The following is a 17,978-nucleotide window of genomic DNA, read 5'->3' on the forward strand; positions in this document are numbered from 1 at the left end:
GCTGCGCCGCCGAGGCGAGCGCCCTACTTCCCTGCGACCTCCGCGTAGAGCGCCGCGGTGGTCTCCGCGATGGCCGCCCAGCTGAAGTCCTCGACGGCTCGCGTGCGACCGGCTTCTCCGTAGGCCCGGGCGGTGTCGGCATCCGTCACGACCTCCGTCAGCACACGGGCGAGATCATCGACGAACCGCTCGGGATCGACGGGCGTTCCGGTTCCGTCCTGCACCTGCTCGATCGGCACGAGACGCCCGGTCACGCCGTCGACGACGACCTCGGGAATGCCCCCGGTCGCCGTTCCGACGACCGCAGCCCCGCACGCCATCGCCTCGAGGTTCACGATGCCCAGCGGCTCGTACACCGAGGGGCACACGAACGTCGTCGCCGACGTGAGGATCGCGCTGAGCTCATTGCGGGGCAGCAGCTTCTCGATCCACACGACCCCGTCGCGCGTGGCTTGGAGCCCGCGCACCAGCTCCTGCACCTCGGCCATGATCTGCGGGGTGTCGGGGGCCCCGGCGCACAGGACCAGCTGCACCTCGGGCGGCAGTTGCTCGGCCGCGCGCAGCAGGTACGGCAACCCCTTCTGACGGGTGATGCGCCCGACGAAGACGACCGAGGGACGCGACGGATCGATCCCCTGCGACGCCAGGAACGCGTCGTCGGACACCGGATGCCACGACTCGGTGTCGATGCCGTTGTAGATGACCCGCACCTTCGCCGGATCCAGCGTCGGGTAGCTGCGCAGGATGTCATCGCGCATACCCGAGCTCACCGCGACGACCGCGGCAGCGCCCTCGTAGGCGGTCTTCTCGATGTAGCTCGACACGGCGTAGCCGCCCCCGAGCTGCTCGGCCTTCCACGGGCGCAGCGGTTCGAGGCTGTGCGCGGTGACCACGTGCGGGATGCCGTGAAGGAGGGATGCGAGGTGCCCGGCGAAGTTCGCGTACCAGGTGTGCGAGTGCACGACGTCGGCGCCGGCGATGTCGGACACGATCTCGAGATCGGTGCCGAGCGTCTGGATGGCGCCGTTCGCGGATGCCAATTCCGCGGGCACTCCGTAGGAGGTCACGTCGGCCTCGTCGCGCACCGCTCCGAACGCGCGGACCTGCACTTCGGTGCCCTCGGCGCGCAGCGCCTTGACGAGCTCTGTGGCGTGGACTCCGGCTCCGCCGTAGATCTCCGGCGGGTATTCCTTGGTCACGATGTCGACGCGCATGACTCGAACCGTAGTACAGCGAAAGGCGCGCCGCAGACGTGTTTCCGCAGCCGCATCCGCCCCTTAGTGTGGTGCCATGCCTGCAGCGCCGAAGGTCTTCGGAATCATCCTCGCCGGCGGCGAGGGAAAGCGACTCATGCCCCTCACGGCCGATCGCGCCAAACCCGCCGTTCCATTCGGCGGCCAGTACCGCCTGATCGACTTCGCCATCTCGAACCTCATCAACTCGGGGCTGCGACAGCTGGTCGTGCTCACGCAGTACAAGTCGCACAGCCTCGACCGCCACATCTCGCAGACGTGGCGCATGTCGCCGATGCTCGGCTCGTACGTCGCCTCGGTCCCCGCCCAGCAGCGCCTCGGCAAGCGCTGGTTCTCGGGCTCGGCCGACGCGATCCTGCAGTCGATGAACCTCATCCGTGACGAGAAGCCCGACATCGTCGTCGTCATCGGTGCCGACCACGTGTACCGCATGGACTTCAAGCAGATGCTCGACGCCCACATCGCCTCGGACGCGAAGGCCACCGTCGCCGGCATCCGTCAGCCGATCTCGCTCGCGAACCAGTTCGGCGTCATCGACACCGACCCCAGCGACCCGACGAAGATCCGCGCCTTCCTCGAGAAGCCGCAGAGCCCGGCGGGCCTCGCCGACTCACCGCACGAGGTGCTCGCTTCGATGGGCAACTACATCTTCGACGCCGACGCCCTCGTCGACGCCGTCACGCACGACGGCGAGCTGCCGACCTCGGCCCACGACATGGGCGGCGACATCGTCCCCTACTTCGTCGACCGCGGCGAGGCGGCCGTCTACGACTTCCAGCGCAACGACGTGCCCGGATCCACGCCCCGCGACCGGTCGTACTGGCGCGACGTCGGCACGATCGAGTCGTTCTACGACGCGCACATGGATCTGATCTCGACCCTGCCGATCTTCAACCTGTACAACAACGACTGGCCGATCTTCTCGCAGACCTTCAACGCCCCTCCGGCGAAGTTCGTGCGCGACTCGGTCGGGCGCATCGGCAACGCGATCGACTCGATCGTGTCGCTCGGCTCGGTGCTGTCGGGAACCCACCTCGAGCGCAGCGTCGTCGGCCCGTGGGCCCTCGCGGGCGGCGGATCGACGATCACCGACTCGGTGCTGTTCGACAGCGTCCAGGTGGGTGCGGGGGCGCGGATCCACCGCGCCATCCTCGACAAGAACGTCGTGCTCGAGCCCGGGGCGACCATCGGCGTCGACCGCGAGCGCGATCTGGCCCGCGGTTTCACCGTCACCGAGACGGGCATCACCGTCGTCGGCAAGGACGTGCACGTCCACGCCTAGTCATGAAGTGCGGCTCCGGATGCCGAGAAGCTTCGGATGCGGAGAGGGGGCGGTGACCGCGAAGGTCGCCGCCCCCTCTCGTTTGGAGAAGTGGGAAGAGAGGAGCTTCCCGTTCCGCGTCAGACGCCCACGCGCTCGAACGCATCGCGCGAGACTCGGCCTGCCCGATACCCGATCAGCCCCGCGTCAGACGCCCACGCGCTCGAACGCGTCGCGCGAAATGCCCTTCTCGAGCACGACCTTCGACCACTCCTTGGCCGTGTGCAGGCTGTGGTCGCGGTAGTTGCCGCAGCTGAACGCGTCGGTTCCGGGCACGTCGTCCCACTGCACGTCGTCGACGATCGCCCGCAGCGAATCGCTGATCGCATCGACCAGGGCGCCGACCTCGGGCTCGCCCCACATGATGACGTGGAAACCGGTGCGGCATCCGAAAGGCGAGATGTCGATGAGGCCGTCGATGCGGTCGCGCACGAGGCTCGCGAGTAGGTGCTCGATCGTGTGGAGTCCGGCCGTCGGGATCTCCTGCTCGTTGGGCTGGACGAGCCGCAGATCGAAGTTGGAGATGACATCGCCGCGCGGCCCCGACTCGGTGCCGATCAGGCGGACGTACGGCGCCAGAACGGCGGTGTGGTCGAGGGTGAAGCTTTCGACATCGGCCATGAGGGGTCCCTTCTCAGGAGTCGGCGGTGCGAAAAGCCTACGCGGGGGCTCCGACATCGCCGCCGCGCATGACGCCGTGCGACGCGAGCGGGGTCGCGCTGATGCGACCGGCCGTGGACCGCACGACCCCCGACTCACCCGCTAGGGTCGAGCGCGTGCCTGCGCCCGCTCGTTTCCTCGTCGTGCTCGACGCCGACTCCACCCTGATCCGCAACGAGGTCATCGAACTCCTCGCCGACGAAGCCGGCCGCGGTGCCGACGTCGCTGCGGCGACCGAGGCGGCCATGCGCGGCGAGGTCGACTTCGCCACGAGCCTGCGCTCACGCGTCGAAGCCCTCGCCGGCGTCTCGACCGAGGCCTTCGCCCGCGCGATCGCACGCATCGAGCCGACCCCCGGCGTGCGCGATCTCATCGCCGCGGTGCACGAACGCGGAGGGATTGTCGGAGTCGTCTCCGGAGGCTTCCACGAGGTGCTCGACACCATCGCGCCCGACTTGGGAGTCGACGTCTGGCGCGCGAACCGGCTCGTCGCCGACGACGGTCGCCTCACCGGCGAGGTCGACGGAGAGATCGTGGATGCCACCGCCAAGGCCGACACGCTCCGCCGCTGGGCCGAGGAGCACGGCGTCCCCCTGCGGTCGACGTTCGCGATCGGCGACGGGGCGAACGACCTCGAGATGATGAAGACGGCCGGCCTCGGTCTGGCGTTCAACGCGAAGCCCGCCGTGCGCGAGCGCGCCGATCTGGTCGTCGGCGACGTGGATCTGGCGCAGGTCATCGCACTCCTCCCCCGCTGACGCACGGATCCCGCGAGGATCCACGGCGCGCGGGTGCCGTCGGACCCTCGGGTCGTACCGACGGCAGGAGCGCGCGAACTTAAGTCTGATCTGGCGTTTATCTGGCCCACTGGCCGATGTCGGAACCCCGCCCTACTCTCGGAACATGGACGTCATCCTCGTACCCGGACTCTGGCTCACCGCGTCATCATGGGACGACATCGTTCCCGCTTTGGAGGCGGCAGGGCATCGCCCGCACCCTCTCAGCATGCCCGGCCCCGCCGTCGGCGACCTCGTGATCGACGACTGGGTCGACGCCGTCGTCGCCGAGATCGACCGTCTCGATCAGCGCGTTGTGCTCGTCGGGCACTCCGGCGGGGGCAACGTTGTCTGGGGGGCCGCAGACCGACGCCCCGACCGCGTCGCACGGGTGGTCCTCGTCGACACGATCGTCCCCCACCCCGGCGCGATGGTCTCGGAGTTCCCCGTCGAAGACGGCGTGGTGCACTTCCCCGGGTGGGAGTTCTTCGACGCCGACGACACCGCCGACATCGACGAAGAGACCCGCACCCGTACAGCGACGCAGGTCGTCGACGTACCAGGTCGCGTGCCAACCTCGCCCCTCACGTTGTCAGACGAACGGCGCTTCGACGTGCCCGTGACGGTGCTCTCGGGCCAGCTCGACGCCGAGTCGCTGCCCCGCGCGCTCGCCGATTGGGGCGCGTATGCCGACGAGTTCGGCAAGATCCGCGATGTCGACGTCGTGCGGCTCGGGTCGGGTCACTGGCCGCAGTTCTCGCAGCCCGAGAAGTTCGCCGAGAAGCTGGTCGCCGCCGTGCGCTGAGAGGCGCAACGGCTCGAGAAGCCACCCGACTGAGCGCCCCTTCAGCCGCGCCAGGGTCAGTGCCCCTCGCGGACGCGGTGGGGCGTCGGGTTCGGGGACCGACGCTCGGGGGCGCCGGAGCCAGTGAGCGACGCTCTGAAGCGCCGGGGCCAGTGACCGATGCTCCGGCGCGTCGGGGTCAGTGATCGACGCTCGGAGGCGCCGGAGCCAGTGACCGACGCTCGGAGGCGCCGGAGCCAGTGACCGACGCTCTGGCGCGTCGGGGTCAGTGACCCATGCCGAGGCCGCCGTCGACCGGGATGACCGCGCCCGAGATGTAGGCGGCGTCATCTCCGGCGAGCCAGGTGACGACGCCCGCGACCTCGTCGGGCGAGGCGAAACGACCGGCGGGGATGTTCTTCTTGTACTCCGCCTGCGTGTCGGCGGGGAGCTCGGCCGTCATGTCGGTCTCGATGAATCCGGGGGCGACGACATTGGCGGTGATCCCGCGGCCGCCCAGCTCACGCGTGAGCGAACGGGCGAAACCGACGAGGGCGCTCTTGGACGCTGCGTAGTTGATCTGTCCGGCCGAGCCGTAGAGGCCCACGACGCTCGAGATGAGGATGACACGGCCCCAGCGCGCCTTCAGCATGCCCTTCGAGGCGCGCTTGACGACGCGGAACGCTCCGCCGAGGTTGGTGTTGACCACGCTGTCGAAGTCGTCCTCGCTCATACGCAGCAGCAGGGTGTCCTTGGTCACCCCGGCGTTGGCGACGACGACGGCGATCGGTCCGAGCTCGGCCTCGACCTGCGAGAACGCCGCGTCGACAGCAGCGGCGTCGGTCACGTCGGCGCGCACGGTCAGGGTTCCCTCGGGGCCCTCGCCCGAACGGGCGGTGACGGCGACCTTCCAGCCCTCCGCCACGAAGCGCTCGGCGATGGCGCGACCGATCCCCCGGTTTCCTCCGGTGACGACGACGACGCGGTCCTGAGACATGGTGAGACTCCTGCGCTTGCGGGTGACGGAACCGGCCCAGCCTACCGACGACCGGGCCGGGACACCGCGAGCACACTGCAGCGACGACGGCCCGCACGACCATCTCGCCGCCCAGCCGTTCTCGACGCAGCCGTTTGACACGGATGGAGACGCGCTGAAACGCTGGGACGACCGCGACGAAAGGGACTCCCGTGAGCGACGACCGCACGACCGATCCGAACCAGCCCGGATACACCGACGGCGCCGCGCCCTCGAACGATGCGCCGTCCGCGTCGCCCTACGCCCCGCAGAGCGACCCCGACTCCCCGAGCACCCCCTCGAACGGCACCGGCGACGCGACGGCATCCGGGCACACCGCATCTGAGCACTCGGCATCCGGGTACTCGGCATCCGGAACCTCGGTTCCCGACACTCCCGCCTACGGCGCTCCCCCGGCTCCGCCGCACGGCGCCCCCGATGCCCCGTCGGCACCTCCCGCGCCGCCCTACGGCTCGGCCTACGACGCTCCCGCGCCCGACGCCGCGGCATCCGCCTACGGCTCCGCCCCCGCGGCACCGGCCTACGACCAGCAGGCGTACGGTCAGCAGGCGTACGGTCAGCCCGCCTACGGCCAGGCGTACGGCCAACAGGCCTACGGACAGCAGTACGGTTACACGGCCGCGCCGAAGACCAACCTGCTCGCGATCCTGTCGCTGATCGCCTCGCTCGTCGGTTTCATCCTGTTCCTGCCCGTGATCGGACAGATCGCCGGCGTCATCATGGGGCACATCTCGCTCAAGCAGATCAAGACCACCGGAGAACGCGGCCACGGCATGGCCCTCGCCGGTCTGCTGATCGGCTACATCAGTCTCGGTCTGATCGTCCTGTTCATCATCGGCATCTCGATCCTCGTCGCCTCGACCGCGAACTCGACCAGCTCGGGCTACGGCGTCTGACACCGGTCGCGCATGACGAGCCGCCGGATGCGTTGCGTTCGGCGGCTTGTCATGACGTCGAACAACCGTCGCCGCAACCCCGCCCTGCGACCTTCCTGCGGGCGTACCCTGAGACCACTGTGAAGACATCGCATCGAGCCCAATCCGCGACGTCGCTCCCCAAGGCTCCCCGGGATGACGCCGACAACCGCTTCGCCAAGTACATGGTGATGATGGGGATCCGCATCGCGTGCTTCATCGCCATGGCCGTCGTCACCCCGTACGGCTGGTACACCTTCGTCTTCGCCGCCGGGGCGATCTTCCTCCCCTACCTCGCCGTGATCGTCGCCAACGTGGGCCAGGACGCCTCCGACCGGACCGTCATCAATCCCGAACGCGCCATCGAGGCCCCGGTGAAGCCCGCGGCGACCGCGGCGACTGCCGAGGGGCCGATGGTCATCCGCATCGCCGAGACCCCGCGTCAGAGTCCTCCGCGCGACGACCGCTCGTGATCCCGCCGACGTCAGCGGAAAGCGCGCGCGTCGAATGCTCTCGAGCCGGATGCCGCGACGACGCCGTCTGGGCGGTGCACTGGCGCAACCCACGCATCCACTCGGCGGATCGCCGCAAGACCTGGGTCGCGTGCGAGGCGCACGTGTCGTACCTGCGCGAATTCCTGAGCGCCCGCGACTTCCCCGTGCGGGTGGAGGCCCTGTCGAACGAACCGGCGTGAGCGCCCCGTGGGCCGACGTACCCTGGAAGACGTGACCGGAGCATTCGACGACGCAGCGCGACACGGTGCCGGGTCGTCAGTCGTCAGCCGGTCGTCGAGCTTCCTCGGCATCCGGAGCGCTCTCGACGCCGCCGTTCGCCGAGGACACCGCTCATGAGCCGTCGCGAGACCCCCGCCGCCGCACGGTGGGCGATGTACGTCGGCGTGGCGATCCTCTTCGCGATCGCCTGCGGGTTCCTCTCGAACTGGCAGTTCTCGCGCAACGCCGAACGCAGCGAGCAGCTCGAGCTCGTCGCGAACAACTATGACGCCCCGCCCGTCGCCCTCGAAGATCTGCTCGCGCCCGGGGCGCAGCTGACGCCCTCCGACGAGTGGCGCCCCGTGCGCATGCAGGGCGAGTACCTCACCGACGAACAGCTCCTCGTGCGCAACCGTGCGCACGGCGGCTCGGCCGCGTTCGAGCAGCTCGTGCCCTTCCGCCTCGACGACGGACGCACCTTCCTCGTGGACCGCGGGTGGCTGCCGCCGGGCAACCAGCAGTCCGTCCCCGATGTGATCCCCGATCCGCCTGCGGGACAGGTGACGGTCGAGGTGCGCCTCCGCCCCGAAGAGGCCGCGCCCACGTCCGGTCGCAGCGCCGACCCGGGCCAGGTGCCGACCATCAACCTGGGCCTCGTCGCCGAGCAGACCGGCCCCCTCGAGCCCGGCGCCTACGGCCTGCTCATGTCGGAGACGCCCGCGCCGCAGACCGCGCCGAACACGGTGGATCCGCCCAGCAACGACCCCGGCCCGTACCTGTCGTACGCGGTGCAGTGGATCCTGTTCGCCGTCATGGGCTTCGGCTTCATCACCTACGTGATCGTCAACGAACGCAAGCTGCGCCGCGAAGAAGCGGAAGAAGCGGACGAAGAGGGCGGCGAGCTGATCCAGGCGACCCCCGAGCCCGAGAGCGTCACGACGGAGAGGCGCCGCGTCGACCCCGTCGCCCTTCACCGCGCGCGGAAGCGCCCGAAGGATCGCGACGCCGACGACGAAGACGCACTGCTCGACCAGCGTTGAGCAGAACCGGCAGGATGACGGCATGCCCCTCACCGTCCGTCGCGCGAACCCGGACGATCTCGCCGCGGTCCGACTCGTGGGCATCCTGAGCTGGCCACCCACCTACGGTCCCGCACGCGGCGCGGAATACGTCGTCGCCGGACTCGACCGCTACTGGAACGACGAGGTCATCGGTTCCGCAATCCGCGAAGGCCGCATCGACGTCGCCTCCGATGACGACGCCGTGGTCGGAATGGCCGAGACCGATCATCTGGGCGACGACCTCGTGCTCTGGAAGCTGTACGTCGCGCCCGATCACCAACACCGCGGGATCGGTCGCCGGCTCATGGATTCGGCGAAGACGCGCGCTCGCGAGAACGGCGGCGACCTCGTCACCGAGTACGACGTCGGTAATCCGGCGGTACGCGGCTTCTACCTGCGTGCGGGGTTCCTCGACGATGTCGCACCGTGGCCCGGCACCGACGCCGTGTGGATGCGGTGGACGCCTTGCGAGACGCCTGCCTGATGAACGAATGCCGGTGGAAGACTGAGCATCGTCGGACAAAACGCATACAAGGCGTGGTGGGATCCTCGTCGGACCGGCCGCAGTTATCGATGACTCAAGAGACCTTGCCGAGGCGCGAACATGTCCGCGATCTGCCATAGGCCATCGACGTGAAGATCGGCGAGGGTCGCTTCCGGTCGCCTCGCGTGCACATGTCCCCACGGCCCGCGCCGTATGTGAGCCGTCTTCATACCGGCGGCGCGGGCGGGCAGCACATCGTTGTCGAGTCGGTCTCCCACGTAGAGAATGCGCTCCGGCGGCTGCCCCGAAGCGGTGACGACATGTTCGAAGAATCCGGCCGCAGGCTTGCGAACTCCCCAGTCCGCTGATGATCCGACAAAGTCGGCCTCGACGCCCGCATCTCTGAGGTCTGCCGCGATGCGCCGAGGCTGATTGCCGGCGATGCCAACGTCGAGACCAGCGTCCCGAAGACGCTGCAATGACTCCATGACGTCTGGATAGATGTCGGGTAATCCGACCTCGACGGAGGCCGGAGTCGCTACATCGAGAGCCGCCCAGACGTGACGGTGGTCCTCTCCACGCTCGATGAAAACGCCCAACAGCCCCATCACCGTGAATGGTGGGGCGCCGACGCTATCGGCCATAGCTGCCCACATTCGAGACTCATCGACAAGTGTCTCCCCGACATCGAAGACCACGCAGCGAATGCCAGCGACTGAGAACATCCCCATCGTCCGATGCTCTCACGATGCGATTTTGAACTGGGGCGGCGGAAGGTCCCGCGACGCCGACGACGAAGACGCACTGCTCGACCAGCGCTGAGCGAGAGCCCGCGGTATCCGGAACGAACCCCGGGTAGGTCGGCGCAGCGAGCGGAAGCGGAAGCCCGCCCCCGCGGCATCCGGAACGAACGCGCGAAGCGCCTCGGGCTGTTACGCCAGCGTGATCAGATCCGCGTAATCACGACCCCAGATGTCTTCGACACCGTCGGGCAGGATCAGCACGCGCTCGGGGTTGAGCGCCTCGACCGCACCCTCGTCGTGCGACACGAGGACGACGGCGCCCTCGTAGTGCGACAGGGCGCCGAGGATCTCCTCGCGCGACGCGGGGTCGAGGTTGTTCGTGGGCTCGTCGAGCAGCAGCATGTTCGCCGACGACACCACGAGCGTCGCGAGCGACAGGCGCGTCTTCTCTCCACCCGAGAGCACACCGGCGGGCTTGAGCACGTCATCCCCGACGAACAGGAACGACCCGAGCACCTTGCGGGCCTCGGTCGCGGTGATGTGCGGCGCCGACGACATCATGTTCTCGAGCACTGAGCGATCGACGTCGAGGTTCTCGTGCTCCTGCGCGTAGTACCCGATCTTGAGTCCGTGACCGGGCTCGAGCTGCCCGGTGTCGGGCTGGTCGACGCCGGCGAGGATGCGCAGCAGCGTCGTCTTCCCGGCACCGTTGAGGCCCAGGATGACCACGCGCGACCCGCGGTCGATCGCGAGGTCGACGTCGGTGAAGATCTCGAGCGAGCCGTACGACTTCGACAGACCGGATGCCATGAGCGGGGTCTTGCCGCACGGCGCGGGCTTCGGGAAACGGAGCTTGGCGACGCGCTCGTCCTGACGAACGTCGTCGAGGCCCGACAGCATCTTCTCGGCGCGGGCGACCATCTGGTGCGCGGCCGCGGCCTTCGAGGCCTTCGCGCCGAAGCGCGCGGCCTGCAGCTGCAGCGCCGTGGCCTTCTTCTCGACGTTGACGCGCTCCTTCTTGCGGCGCTCCTCGTCGGCCACCCGCTGGCGCAGGTAGTTCTTCCAGTTCATGTTGTAGACGTCGATGACCTGGCGGTTCGCGTCGAGGTAGAACACGCGGTTGACGGTCTCGCCCACGAGCTCGACGTCGTGCGAGATCACGATGAGCCCGCCCTTGTATCCCTTGAGGAACTCGCGCAGCCACACGACGCTGTCGGCGTCGAGGTGATTGGTCGGCTCGTCGAGGATCATCGTCTGCGCGTCGGAGAAGAGGATGCGCGCGAGCTCGATACGGCGACGCTGACCACCCGAGAGGGTCTTCAGCGGCTGGTCGAGGATGCGGTCGGGGAGGGACAGGTTGTGCGCGATCGACGCCGCTTCGGCCTCGGCGGCGTATCCGCCGGCCGACTCGAACTCCTCGGTGAGGCGGCCGTACTTCTTCATCGCCTTCGCCGCGACGGCGGGGTCGTCGTCGCCCATCGCCATCGACGCCTCGTGCATGCCGAGGGCGAGCGAGCCCAGCCCGCGGGCGTCGAGGATGCGCGTGCGTGCGAGCATCTCGGGGTCGCCCGAACGGGGATCCTGGGGCAGGTAGCCGAGCTCACCGGAGCGGTCGACGCCTCCGTTGGAGGGCAACAGGTCGCCGGCGAGCACCTTGGTGAGGGTGGTCTTTCCGGCGCCGTTGCGTCCGACGAGGCCGATCTTGTCGCCGTCGGAGACGCGGAACGCCACGTCTGACATGAGCACGCGGGCACCCACGCGGATCTCGAGGTCGTGCACGGCGAGCACAGCGAACGTCCGTTCTTCGGGGATGGGGAAGCAGGCCGACATGGCCAGCCACCCAGTATAAGACGCGCCCCTGCATGCCCGCCGACAGCGAGTTCGGCGCTCGCGTCCGGGGCGCCCATCGAACGGGGACGAGGTTCCGGATGCCGACTCCCGGGCGCGACGAGAACCCCGGCCCGACGGTGTCTCGGTGTCGAGACGTTCACCCGGTCGGACGGCTCGCGGGTTTGCTTTCTCACCCGACCTCTGACCTAAACTAAGCCTATCCTTACCTAACACGCAGGAGGCTCTTCGTGTCCCGATACCGCGCTCTGGCGGCACTCGCCGTCGGTTCCGCCCTCGTCCTCACCGGCTGCGCCGGTACCTCGGCCACTCCCGGAGACGAGGCGGCGCAAGGCTCCGACGACGTCTTCCCCGTCACCGTCGACAGCGCTCTCGGGCAGGCGGTCATCGAGAAGAAGCCCGAGCGCGTGGCCACCGTCGCGTGGTCCAACCAGGAGGTCCCCCTCGCTCTCGGCATCGTGCCGGTCGGCATGGCGAAGGCCACGTGGGGCGACGACGACGGAGACGGCATCCTCCCCTGGGTCGAAGACAAGCTGACCGAGCTCGGCGGCGAGACCCCCGTGCTCTTCGACGAGACCGACGGCATCGACTTCGAGGCCGTGGCCGACACGCAGCCCGACGTCATCCTCGCCGCCTACTCGGGGCTCACGCAGGAGGACTACGACACGCTGTCGAAGATCGCACCCGTCGTCGCTTACCCCGACGCCGCGTGGGGCACCACCCTCGACCAGATGATCCAGCTCAACTCGAAGGCCCTGGGTCTCGAGAGCGAGGGCGAGGCCCTCATCGAGCAGATCAAGACCGAGTCGCAGGCGGCCTTCGACGCCCACCCCGCTCTCGCCGAGGTCGCGCCGCTGTTCGCGTTCACCGACCCCACCGACCTCAGCACCATCACCTACTACACCTCGCACGACCCCCGCGCGGGGTACCTGCACGAGTTCGGCATGCCCGAGCCCACGCAGGTGACCACGACCTCGAGCGAGATCGACGCGTTCTACAGCGACATCTCCTCGGAGCAGGCCGACGTCTTCAACGACGTGGGGCTGTGGATCACCTACGGCAACACCGACGGCTCGACCGTCGCGCAGCTCCAGGCAGACCCGCTGCTGTCGAAGATCCCCGCCGTGGCCGCCGGCCACGTCGCAGTGCTCGAAGACGGCACGCCCCTCGCGGCCTCGGCGAACCCCTCTCCCCTCTCGGTGAGCTGGGGCCTGTCGAAGTACCTCGACGTGCTGACCGCCGCCCTCGGCTGATCCCCGCCCCGACACCTCGAATCGCGCCCACCGTGAGCTCTCGCACCGCCGTCGCCGACGCCCCGCCCGACACCGCTGATCTGCGGCGATCGACGGGCCGTCGACTCGGCTGGCTGCTGGCGCTCACGGTGGGCGTGGTCGTGATGTGCGCGGCATCCGTCGCCTTCGGCACGCGTGACGTGTCGATCGCCGAGATCTTCTCGGCGTTCTCGGGGGGCACCGGGGTCGGTGAGGCAGTGGTCGCCACCCGCATTCCGCGCACGGTGCTCGGGCTGCTCGTCGGGGCAGCCCTCGCGATGTCCGGGCTCACCATGCAGGCGGTCACCCGAAACCCCCTGGCCGACCCCGGCATCCTCGGCGTCTCGGCCGGAGCGTCGCTGGCCGTCGTCACCGGCATCGCATTCTTCGGCCTGTCGAGCTCGCTCGGCTACATGGGATTCGCCGTCGTCGGAGCGGCCGTAGCCGCGGTGTTCGTCTACACGGTCGGCTCGCTCGGGCGCGGCGGCGCCACTCCCCTCAAGCTCGCCCTCGCCGGGGCTGCCACCACCGCCGCGTTCGGCTCGCTGTCGAGCGCCATCCTGCTGCCCCGCGTCGACCTTCTCGAGGTGTTCCGCTTCTGGCAGATCGGTGGCATCGGCGGCGCCACGTGGGATCGTGTGCAGATTGTGCTGCCGGTGCTCGCCGCCGGAGCCCTCGTGTGTGTCCTCTGCTCTCGCGGCATGAACTCCCTCGCCCTCGGCGACGACGTCGCGACCGGGCTCGGCGAGCACGTCGGTCGCACGCGCCTCATCGCCTCCGCGGGGGCGGTCGTGCTGGTGGGCGCCGCCACCGCCGTCGCCGGTCCCATCGCGTTCGTCGGTCTCGTCATCCCGCACATCTGCCGCCTGCTGATCGGGACCGATCATCGGTGGCTCGTGCCGTTCTCGGCGCTCGGAGGCGCGATCCTTCTCGTGGGGGCCGACGTCGTCGGTCGCCTCGTCGCGCGCCCCACCGAGATCGAGGTCGGCATCCTCACCGCCCTCATCGGCGCCCCGTTCTTCATCTGGATCGTCCGCCGGCAGAAGGTGCGTGAACTGTGAGCACCGTCCTGCAGCGCCCGGCCGCGGTCGGCGCCCTCGCCCGCGGACGCCGAGCCCGCACCCGGCGCCGAATCGGCGTGACCACCGTGCTCGCCGTGGCCGTCGTCGTCGTCTTCGCGGTGACGCTCATGGTCGGTAACACCTTCTACACCCCCGATCAGGTGATCCGCGTCCTGCTGGGCCAGACGGTCCCGGGCGCCTCGTTCACCATCGGCGAGCTGCGCCTGCCGCGCGCGAGCCTCGGCCTGCTGTCGGGACTCGCCTTCGGCATGGCCGGAGTCACGTTCCAGACGATGCTGCGCAACCCCCTCGCCTCCCCCGACATCATCGGCATCTCCTCCGGGGCGAGCGCGGCCGCCGTCATCGCGATCATCGGCTTCTCGCTGTCGGACGCCCTCGTCTCGACCTTCGCCCTCGTCGGCGCCCTCGCCACCGCCGGCGCGATCTACCTGCTCTCCCGAAAAGGCGCCTTCGCCGGCACGCGACTCGTGCTCATCGGCATCGGCGTCGCCGCCATGCTCGACAGCGTCACGACGTACATGCTGAGCCGCGCCGCGAACTGGGACCTGCAGACGGCGATGCAGTGGCTCACGGGAAGCCTCAACAACGCCTCCTGGGGCCGGGTGCTTCCTCTCGCCCTCGCGGCCGTCGTCATCGTCCCGCTCATGATCGGCAACACCCGCTCGCTCTCGGTCCTCCGCCTCGGCGACGACTCGGCCGCGGGTCTCGGCGTCCGGGTGGAACGCACGCGTCTGCTGCTGATCGTCGGAGCCGTCGTGCTGCTGGCCGTGGCGACGGCCGGCGCCGGGCCCATCGCCTTCGTGGCCTTCATGGCCGGTCCGATCGCCGCGCGCCTCATCGGCCCCGGCGGATCCCTCCTCGTGCCGGCCGGGCTCGTCGGCGCGCTGCTGGTCATGCTGTCCGACCTCGTCGGCCAGTTCGCCTTCGACAACCGCTACCCGGTGGGGGTCGTCACGGGCGTGCTCGGCGCGCCGTACCTCATCTACCTGCTCGTCAGGACCAATCGCTCCGGAGGCTCGCTATGACCGCGAACCGCACGCTGTCGGCCGAGGGGCTCACCCTCGCCTACGCCGACCGCACCATCGTCGACGACCTCGATCTCGTGCTCCCCGCCGGGCGGATCACCGCGATCGTCGGCGCGAACGGGTGCGGCAAGTCGACCTTGCTGCGCGCGCTCGCCCGCCTGCTCCCGCCGAAGGCCGGTCGCGTGATCCTCGACGGCAAGGCGCTGCACGAGCGGCCCACGAAAGAGGTCGCGCGCATCCTGGGATTGCTTCCTCAGAGCCCCATCGCTCCCGAAGGCATCGCCGTCGCCGACCTCGTCGGCCGTGGTCGCCACCCGCATCAGCGCGCCCTCGCCCGCTGGAGCGCCCGCGATTACGAGGTCGTGGCCGAGGCGCTCGCGGCCACGGGCATCAGCGACCTCGCCGACCGCTCGGTCGACGAGTTGTCGGGCGGTCAGCGCCAGCGCGTGTGGATCGCCATGGCGCTCGCGCAGGAGACCGACATCCTGCTGCTCGACGAGCCGACCACCTTCCTCGACGTCGCCCACCAGGTCGACGTCCTCGACCTGCTCACCGACCTCAATCGCGACCGGGGAACGACCACCGTGATGGTGCTCCACGACATGAACATGGCGGCCCGCTACGCCGACCATCTCGTCGCCCTGCGCGACGGACGCGTCGTGGCCGCCGGCGACCCGAGCGCCGTCATGACCAGCGAGCTCATCGCCGAGGTGTTCGGGCTCGACGCTCTGGTCGTGCCCGACCCCGTGTCGGGAACGCCCCTCGTCCTTCCGCGCGGACGCCACCACGTCAGCGCCCGCACGCCGTCCGTCGACACCACCCGGGAGCCCCACGATGTCGTCCCCTCTTGAGACCTCGCGGTTCTTCCGCGTCCGCGTCGCCCGCATCACCGATCTGACCCCGAGCTTCCGTCGCTTCACGTTCGTCGGCGATGACCTGCACGAGTACGGCGACCCCGGTTTCGATCAGCGCGTGAAGATCGTCTTCCCCACCGCCACGGCCGACCTCGACACGATGCCGACCGGCGGCGACTGGTGGACGGCGTGGCGGGAGCTCCCCGATGACGCGCGCCCGCCGTTCCGCACCTACACGACCCGCGCCGTGCGTCGCGCCGAGCGGGAGGTGGACATCGACATGGTCGCCCACGAGGTGCTCGGCCCGGCCTCGGCATGGATCGAGAACGCACGGCCCGGCGACGAGGTGCTCATCTTCGCCCCCACGGTCGCGCTCACCGACGTGAGCTTCGGCGTCGACTTCGTCCCGCCCGCGCAGACCGGCGACTACCTCCTGGCGGGCGACGAGACCGCCGCCCCCGCGATCGCCGTCATCCTCGAGCAGCTCCCCCCGGAGGCCACCGGAACCGTGGTCCTCGAGGTCCCCACCCCCGAGGACTGCGCCTATCTCCCCCGGCATCCGGGATTCGACTTCCGACTGGCCGCGCGGTCCACGGGCGACCGCCACGCGCACCTCGTCACGGCCACGCGCGACGCCGCGTTCGCCCTCACCCCCGACGGCCACGGCGACGAGGTCGAAGAGGTCGACATCGACGAGGGCATGCTGTGGGAGGTCCCGCGCACCGCCAAGGGCGGAGCCGCGCTGAAGAAGGCGCCGCTGTACGCCTGGCTCGCCGGTGAGGCGTCGGCGATCAAGACCCTCCGACGCCACCTCGTCACCGAGCGCGGGGTCGACCGTCGCGCGGTCGCGTTCATGGGTTACTGGCGCACCGGACGAGCCGAGGTCTGATTCCGGATGCCGTGACCCGTCGTCACCCCTCGGTCGCGCCTCGCGTTCTGTCGAGGCGCCGACCGCTCATCCCCGTCGGGCCAGTGCGCCGATGCGCGTGATCGCCTCGCGCAGCACCTCCGGCGCGCACCCGACGTTGATGCGCACGTGGCCGATGCCCTGTTCTCCGAACAGCGGCCCATGGTGCAACGCGACCTTCGCCTCGCGGCGGATGTGCGGCGACGGGTTGTCGCCCCACCCGTAGGCCGACACGTCGACCCAGGCGAGGAAGCCCGCGTCGGGCAGACGGTAGCGCGCGAGCGGCAGGTGCTCGGCGAGCAGCTCGGCGAGCAACCGGCGGTTGTCGTCGAGCGCGACCAGAAGCGACTCGAGCCAGCCGTCGCTCTCGGCCGCGAAGGCCGCGCGATTGGCGATCACGCCGAACAGGCCCGCGCGCCACTCCACCTCCCACGGCAGCGACCGCACCACCGTGGCCGTCTCCTCCGATCCGGTGACGATGACTGCGCACTTCAGACCGGCGAGGTTGTACGTCTTGCTCGCGCTCGTCACGGCATAGCCGACCGCGGCGGCCTCGGGCGCGGCATCCAGGAACGGCGTGAACACCGCGGGGGCGTGCGTGAGCGGAGCGTGGATCTCGTCGCTCACGACGCTCGCCCTGTACCGCTCGGCGAGACGCGCGAGTGCGGCGAGCGACGAGCGCTCGTGCACCGTTCCGGTCGGATTGTGCGGGTTGCAGAGCAGGATCGCCCGGGCACCCCCGGCGAAGGCGCGCTCGATCCCGACGAGGTCGAGGCTCCACCTCTCGCCGTCGTCGACGAGGGGAACGCGCTCGACGACGGCCCCGGCCTCTTCGACGGTGTCGTAGAACGGCGGGTACACCGGGGGCGTCACGATCACGCGATCGCCGGGCGAGGTCACGGCCCGCAGCACCTCGACGACGCCCATCATCACGTCGCCGGTCCAACGGATCCGCGACGGGTCGATCGTCCAGTCCCACATCCGCTCGGCGTACGCGGCGAAGTCGACGTCGATGCCGGGTCGCGGCGGGGTGTAGCCGGTGTCGCCGATCTCGACGGCACGATGCAGTGCCGCGGTGATGGCCGGCGCGAGCGGGAAGTCGGTCTCGGCGACGAACATCGGGATCACGTCGTCGTCGTACGAGCGCCACTTGGTGCTGGAGCGCTGACGCAGGAGGTCGAGAGGCAGGGCCTGCAACGGGGTGACGCTCATCCGGAAAGCCTAATCAGGGCACCGGATGCCGCGC

Annotated in this window: 19 protein-coding genes; 13 read left to right on the forward strand and 6 right to left on the reverse strand. The window is 69.6% G+C overall.

Annotated features, from left to right (window positions below):
• Positions 1–23 precede the first annotated feature (23 nt).
• On the reverse strand, positions 24–1,214 hold the full coding sequence (gene glgA / locus M3667_RS08975; protein WP_251507427.1) for a glycogen synthase: 1,191 nt from the start codon (positions 1,212–1,214) through the stop codon (positions 24–26).
• 76 nt (positions 1,215–1,290) lie between these two features.
• Between glgA and glgC the strand changes: the two genes are divergently transcribed.
• Positions 1,291–2,535 carry a glucose-1-phosphate adenylyltransferase gene (gene glgC, locus M3667_RS08980; RefSeq protein WP_144833261.1) on the forward strand — a complete coding sequence of 415 codons (1,245 nt, stop codon included), beginning with the start codon at positions 1,291–1,293 and terminating at the stop codon, positions 2,533–2,535.
• A gap of 186 nt (positions 2,536–2,721) precedes the next feature.
• On the opposite strand, the gene M3667_RS08985 is transcribed toward glgC, so the two are convergent.
• Complete coding sequence (locus tag M3667_RS08985; protein ID WP_251507429.1) at positions 2,722–3,195, reverse strand: S-ribosylhomocysteine lyase; 474 nt, start codon at positions 3,193–3,195, stop codon at positions 2,722–2,724.
• A 155-nt stretch (positions 3,196–3,350) separates the two neighbouring features.
• Here M3667_RS08985 and serB point away from each other — a divergent pair, with 155 nt between their 5' ends.
• Positions 3,351–3,992: a phosphoserine phosphatase SerB gene (gene serB / locus M3667_RS08990; protein WP_251507431.1), complete on the forward strand. Its 642-nt coding sequence runs from the start codon at positions 3,351–3,353 to the stop codon at positions 3,990–3,992.
• A gap of 145 nt (positions 3,993–4,137) precedes the next feature.
• Complete coding sequence (locus M3667_RS08995; RefSeq protein ID WP_251507433.1) at positions 4,138–4,815, forward strand: alpha/beta fold hydrolase; 678 nt, start codon at positions 4,138–4,140, stop codon at positions 4,813–4,815.
• Positions 4,816–5,080: 265 nt separating this feature from the next.
• On the opposite strand, the gene fabG is transcribed toward M3667_RS08995, so the two are convergent.
• The gene (fabG, locus tag M3667_RS09000) at positions 5,081–5,791 is read right to left on the reverse strand and encodes a 3-oxoacyl-ACP reductase FabG (RefSeq protein WP_251507436.1); all 711 of its coding nucleotides are present in this window, start codon (positions 5,789–5,791) and stop codon (positions 5,081–5,083) included.
• A 191-nt stretch (positions 5,792–5,982) separates the two neighbouring features.
• Between fabG and M3667_RS17005 the strand changes: the two genes are divergently transcribed.
• From M3667_RS17005 to M3667_RS09025, 5 genes are all read left to right on the forward strand, one after another.
• Entirely contained in the window at positions 5,983–6,726 is a 744-nt protein-coding gene (locus M3667_RS17005; RefSeq protein WP_251507438.1) for a DUF4190 domain-containing protein, read from the forward strand.
• 119 nt (positions 6,727–6,845) lie between these two features.
• The gene (locus M3667_RS09010) at positions 6,846–7,217 is read left to right on the forward strand and encodes a DUF3099 domain-containing protein (RefSeq protein WP_251507440.1); all 372 of its coding nucleotides are present in this window, start codon (positions 6,846–6,848) and stop codon (positions 7,215–7,217) included.
• Entirely contained in the window at positions 7,214–7,438 is a 225-nt protein-coding gene (locus tag M3667_RS09015) for a hypothetical protein (protein ID WP_251507442.1), read from the forward strand. Before M3667_RS09010 ends, M3667_RS09015 begins: the two co-directional genes overlap by 4 nt.
• A gap of 153 nt (positions 7,439–7,591) precedes the next feature.
• On the forward strand, positions 7,592–8,497 hold the full coding sequence (locus M3667_RS09020; protein WP_251507444.1) for an SURF1 family protein: 906 nt from the start codon (positions 7,592–7,594) through the stop codon (positions 8,495–8,497).
• 22 nt (positions 8,498–8,519) lie between these two features.
• Entirely contained in the window at positions 8,520–9,002 is a 483-nt protein-coding gene (locus M3667_RS09025) for a GNAT family N-acetyltransferase (RefSeq protein WP_251507445.1), read from the forward strand.
• Between the two features lie 83 nt (positions 9,003–9,085).
• Here the strand turns inward: M3667_RS09025 and M3667_RS09030 are convergent, their stop codons facing one another.
• A complete protein-coding gene (locus M3667_RS09030) occupies positions 9,086–9,733 on the reverse strand; it encodes an HAD family hydrolase (protein ID WP_308196446.1) in 648 nt (215 codons plus the stop codon).
• Between the two features lie 201 nt (positions 9,734–9,934).
• A complete protein-coding gene (locus M3667_RS09035) occupies positions 9,935–11,533 on the reverse strand; it encodes an ABC-F family ATP-binding cassette domain-containing protein (protein WP_144833760.1) in 1,599 nt (532 codons plus the stop codon).
• Positions 11,534–11,823: 290 nt separating this feature from the next.
• Between M3667_RS09035 and M3667_RS09040 the strand changes: the two genes are divergently transcribed.
• Genes M3667_RS09040 through M3667_RS09060 form a run of 5 tightly spaced genes read left to right on the forward strand, consistent with a single transcriptional unit; the run spans position 11,824 to position 16,714 of the window.
• A complete protein-coding gene (locus M3667_RS09040) occupies positions 11,824–12,846 on the forward strand; it encodes an iron-siderophore ABC transporter substrate-binding protein (protein ID WP_251507449.1) in 1,023 nt (340 codons plus the stop codon).
• Positions 12,847–12,878: 32 nt separating this feature from the next.
• Entirely contained in the window at positions 12,879–13,925 is a 1,047-nt protein-coding gene (locus tag M3667_RS09045) for an iron ABC transporter permease (RefSeq protein WP_251507451.1), read from the forward strand.
• Positions 13,922–14,971 (forward strand): iron chelate uptake ABC transporter family permease subunit, encoded by a 1,050-nt coding sequence (locus M3667_RS09050; protein ID WP_251507453.1) that lies wholly within the window; start codon positions 13,922–13,924, stop codon positions 14,969–14,971. Before M3667_RS09045 ends, M3667_RS09050 begins: the two co-directional genes overlap by 4 nt.
• Positions 14,968–15,822, forward strand: coding sequence for an ABC transporter ATP-binding protein (locus M3667_RS09055; protein ID WP_251507455.1), 855 nt, complete (start codon positions 14,968–14,970; stop codon positions 15,820–15,822). The genes M3667_RS09050 and M3667_RS09055 overlap by 4 nt, the downstream gene beginning before the upstream one ends.
• Positions 15,806–16,714, forward strand: coding sequence for a siderophore-interacting protein (locus M3667_RS09060; RefSeq protein WP_251507456.1), 909 nt, complete (start codon positions 15,806–15,808; stop codon positions 16,712–16,714). Before M3667_RS09055 ends, M3667_RS09060 begins: the two co-directional genes overlap by 17 nt.
• Before the next feature lie 66 nt (positions 16,715–16,780).
• Here the strand turns inward: M3667_RS09060 and M3667_RS09065 are convergent, their stop codons facing one another.
• A complete protein-coding gene (locus M3667_RS09065) occupies positions 16,781–17,944 on the reverse strand; it encodes a MalY/PatB family protein (protein ID WP_251507458.1) in 1,164 nt (387 codons plus the stop codon).
• Between the last annotated feature and the right edge of the window lie 34 nt (positions 17,945–17,978).

The sequence above is a fragment of the Microbacterium sp. P26 genome (assembly GCF_023712585.1).
Lineage (GTDB): Bacteria > Actinomycetota > Actinomycetes > Actinomycetales > Microbacteriaceae > Microbacterium > Microbacterium algihabitans_A.

What these genes read in the sequence shown, in the direction of transcription:
- glgA (WP_251507427.1), bottom strand. Translation starts at nt 1,214, where the DNA reads ATGCGCGTCGACATCGTGACCAAGGAATACCCGCCGGAGATCTACGGC.
- glgC (WP_144833261.1), top strand. Translation starts at nt 1,291, where the DNA reads ATGCCTGCAGCGCCGAAGGTCTTCGGAATCATCCTCGCCGGCGGCGAG.
- M3667_RS08985 (WP_251507429.1), bottom strand. Translation starts at nt 3,195, where the DNA reads ATGGCCGATGTCGAAAGCTTCACCCTCGACCACACCGCCGTTCTGGCG.
- M3667_RS08995 (WP_251507433.1), top strand. Translation starts at nt 4,138, where the DNA reads ATGGACGTCATCCTCGTACCCGGACTCTGGCTCACCGCGTCATCATGG.
- fabG (WP_251507436.1), bottom strand. Translation starts at nt 5,791, where the DNA reads ATGTCTCAGGACCGCGTCGTCGTCGTCACCGGAGGAAACCGGGGGATC.
- M3667_RS09020 (WP_251507444.1), top strand. Translation starts at nt 7,592, where the DNA reads ATGAGCCGTCGCGAGACCCCCGCCGCCGCACGGTGGGCGATGTACGTC.
- M3667_RS09025 (WP_251507445.1), top strand. Translation starts at nt 8,520, where the DNA reads ATGCCCCTCACCGTCCGTCGCGCGAACCCGGACGATCTCGCCGCGGTC.
- M3667_RS09030 (WP_308196446.1), bottom strand. Translation starts at nt 9,733, where the DNA reads ATGGGGATGTTCTCAGTCGCTGGCATTCGCTGCGTGGTCTTCGATGTC.
- M3667_RS09055 (WP_251507455.1), top strand. Translation starts at nt 14,968, where the DNA reads ATGACCGCGAACCGCACGCTGTCGGCCGAGGGGCTCACCCTCGCCTAC.
- M3667_RS09060 (WP_251507456.1), top strand. Translation starts at nt 15,806, where the DNA reads ATGTCGTCCCCTCTTGAGACCTCGCGGTTCTTCCGCGTCCGCGTCGCC.
- M3667_RS09065 (WP_251507458.1), bottom strand. Translation starts at nt 17,944, where the DNA reads ATGAGCGTCACCCCGTTGCAGGCCCTGCCTCTCGACCTCCTGCGTCAG.